Here is a 3,267-nt window from a genome sequence, read left to right as displayed (position 1 = left end):
AAGGTATACAAAAAGAGTCCTAACTACTTAGGGCTTTTTCTTATTTTCGAAAGTAAACTTTTGAATAGCAGCACTAGGGGGCACTATACATGCCCATCAACTCAGGAGATTTTAATACCCTCAAATACCAAAAAGCGTTATCCTTTCTCATTAACATAAGAGAATAGTAACGTGCTTTTAACTTCAAAAATAGTCTAAATCCCGATTGGTGAGAGCTAATAATCAGTGGGGGGGAAGAAAACCCCACTGATTAAAGTTTCACTTTATATGATTGAAACACGTTCCAAATCAAAAACGCTGATTTGATTCTCATCAAAAGATACAGTCATTAAAATTTCTCCAATTCTTTTTACTTACATTTGATCTCTGTTCAATTGAAAAACATCTTGATTGATCATTTGATGAAAGTATGTATCCATTTCTTCTGCTGAAACACTTTTTCTATTTTGTAACCACCATGTACTTAACGTTGTAATTACACCCGAATAGAATTCGATAATTAACTCATTTGGTATTGTATGGCTTTGACAAATTCGATTTAATTCTTGATGCTCCTGTTTCTTCATTTCACGAGTTTGATAATGCATAAAGTTATTAAATTGTTCATCACCCATTTGCGACTCTAATATTTTTCCAATCCCTTCATGATGTAAGAATTGCTCCATCACTTGAAATGGCTTAGTTAATCGATCTAAAAGTGGTATTGTCAAGGATTCCTCTTGATATTGTTTAAATCCGAATGCCAATAATGCATCTTTATCTTCAAAATGTTTATAAAATGTTGTTCGATGCACCATCGCACGATCACAGATTTGGTTGATGGTAATGGAACTATATTTCTGTTTTGATTGCGTCATTAATTCAAATAAAGACTCCCATAATAATTTATGTGTACGTCTAACACGTAAATCCAGCTGCCCTTCATTATTTTTCATCTACACTTCTCCTTTTTTGTAGATTAATTATACAATTACTGAAAATTGATTCTCCCTTTTTAATCTACATGTGTATATTATGTTACATGTGATCTTTTGTATACAAATGTATTAAAAATAAAGAAAGCGGGAGGAAAATCAGTAAATGAATATGACAACTACGAGTTCTACAAGTAGCAAAATTGATACTTCTAATATTAGACATACACCCATTTTAATTGCATTAATTTTAGGTGCAATGGTTGCATTATTAAATGAAACATTACTTGGTAATGCTTTAACCGTATTAATGAAAGAATTTGATGTAACAGCTTCAACAATTCAATGGCTTTCTACATTCTACATGTTAGTTGTTGGGGTTTTAGTACCGATTACAGCTTTACTTCAACAATGGCTTACAACGAGACAAATGTTCTTAACCGCCATGGTAACATTTTTAGTTGGTACGTTGATTGCTGGATTCGCACCGACATTTTCCGTTTTATTAATCGGTCGTATTGTCCAAGCAATCGCTACTGGGTTAATTTCACCATTACTAATGAATACGATTTTAATTATTTGTCCACCTGAAAAACGTGGTGCCACAATGGGCTTAATAGCACTTGTTATGATGTCTGCTCCAGCAATTGGTCCTACATTATCCGGAATTATCGCGGATTCACTTAGTTGGCGCTGGTTATTCTACATTGTTATTCCTATCGTAATCATTTCCATTTTCATTGGAATGAAATATATTCAAAATGTCACGGAGTTAACACGACCAAAAATTGATTATTTATCAATTCTTTTATCAACATTAGGTTTCGGTGGGATTGTATATAGCTTTAGTTCTTCAGGTGATTTAGGATGGTCAGATCCTAAAGTTTATTCTACTTTAATTATCGGGGCTATATCGTTATTCATTTTTGTTGTTCGTCAATTAAAAATCGATAATCCAATTTTAGAACTACGCGCATTTAAGTTTCCAATGTTTACTTTATCAGTTGGGTTAATATTCATTGTCATGATGTCGCTGTTCTCAACAATGACGTTATTACCAATGTTCTTACAAACGGTTTTACTTGTTACAGCCTTTAAATCAGGGCTAATTATGCTACCAGGGAGTATAATTAGCGCCATTATGGGACCGATTGCAGGTAAATTATTTGATAAATTCAGTCCAAAGATTATTATCATCCCTGGCATTGTGCTAGTAGCCATTGCAATGTGGCTATTTAAAGGCATGAACCCAGAAACAACATTGACACAAATTATCTTGATGCATAGCGTATTAATGGTTGGACTCATGTTTGTGATGACAGTACAAACATATGGTTTAAATCAATTGACACCAGAGCTTTATCCACATGGTACAGCGCTCTTTAATACATTACAGCAGGTAGCTGGCGCGATTGGCACGGCTATATTCATATCTAAAATGTCTTCAGGCACAACTCAATATATGGAAAACTCAGCAAATCCAATGGATCCAGCAGAAAAGTTAAATGGCTTAACATCTGGCTTCCAAGGGGCATTTACACTTGGGTTAATTTTTGTAATTGTTGCTCTTGCTGTATCGTTTTTCCTAAAAGGACAGAAACAGAAAGAAAAAGCCACTCAGCTTTTACACACTGAAAATTAGAAAATCTTAAAGTTTGTATTAGCTGTAGATTGATTTAATAAGAACAAAAAAGGGGATATCCTGTAAGTCAGTGTAACTGACTTATGGGATATCCCCTTTCTTACGATTAGTCAAGTAGCTTTATAAGGAATGATTAGAAGTACCTTTATCTTATGTGCGAAATAAAGAACGTAAAAAATAATAAGGGGAGAATAAAAAATGGTATAATTAGGTAAAAGAGGTGAGGGGCATTAAAAATATTGCTTTTATGCTTATTTCAATTATCGTATTCGTAGGGTTAATTGGTTGCTCAAATACAACAAGTTCTTCAGAAGGTTCCCAATCTAGTAGCTCTAAAGAGACATCAAAGATTTTTGAAAACAAGGAAGTAAAAGAAATTAGAGTAATAAGTAACACTAGCAACCTATCTAAAGGAAACACAGATAACAAAGATTTTATCAATCAAATTATCACAGCAATTAAATCTGGATCCTCTAAAGAAATAACATTAGATGAAAAAACAAGAAAATCTGCAAAATCTAACATAGAAGTTATTTTCACCGATGATTCAACAGAAAAATTATTACTTTGGATAAATGATGATAAATTTGTAATAGCAAAAGATACAAATGATAAAGAGAAGGTTCAAGGCATTCAAATAGATTCTAGTACTTCTAAAATGGTTACGGATTTCTTGAAAACTTCAACTAAATAAAACTAAAAAGAAATGCT

At 32.8% G+C, this 3,267-nt stretch carries 3 protein-coding genes; 2 read left to right on the top strand and 1 reads right to left on the bottom strand.

Features of this window, described 5'->3' with window-relative positions; genetic code table 11:
- Positions 1-353: 353 nt before the first annotated feature.
- The gene (locus V7183_RS17825; RefSeq protein ID WP_335360338.1) at positions 354-935 is read right to left on the bottom strand and encodes a TetR/AcrR family transcriptional regulator; all 582 of its coding nucleotides are present in this window, start codon (positions 933-935) and stop codon (positions 354-356) included.
- 151 nt (positions 936-1,086) lie between these two features.
- On the opposite strand from V7183_RS17825, the gene V7183_RS17820 reads away from it, so the two are divergent.
- Together V7183_RS17820 and V7183_RS17815 are read left to right on the top strand one after the other, a co-directional pair.
- Positions 1,087-2,556, top strand: a complete 1,470-nt coding sequence (locus V7183_RS17820) for an MDR family MFS transporter (RefSeq protein ID WP_438825181.1) — start codon at positions 1,087-1,089, stop codon at positions 2,554-2,556.
- 220 nt (positions 2,557-2,776) lie between these two features.
- The gene (locus tag V7183_RS17815; RefSeq protein WP_335360336.1) at positions 2,777-3,250 is read left to right on the top strand and encodes a hypothetical protein; all 474 of its coding nucleotides are present in this window, start codon (positions 2,777-2,779) and stop codon (positions 3,248-3,250) included.
- Positions 3,251-3,267: the final 17 nt, after the last annotated feature.

It is taken from the genome of Bacillus sp. JJ1127, from assembly GCF_036965845.1.
Taxonomy (GTDB): Bacteria; Bacillota; Bacilli; order Bacillales; family Bacillaceae_G; genus Bacillus_A.
Note: the sequence above shows the minus strand (reverse complement) of the source record. Positions and strands in the feature narration are given on the sequence as shown.

What these genes read in the sequence shown, in the direction of transcription:
- V7183_RS17825 (WP_335360338.1), bottom strand. Translation starts at nt 935, where the DNA reads ATGAAAAATAATGAAGGGCAGCTGGATTTACGTGTTAGACGTACACAT.
- V7183_RS17820 (WP_438825181.1), top strand. Translation starts at nt 1,087, where the DNA reads ATGACAACTACGAGTTCTACAAGTAGCAAAATTGATACTTCTAATATT.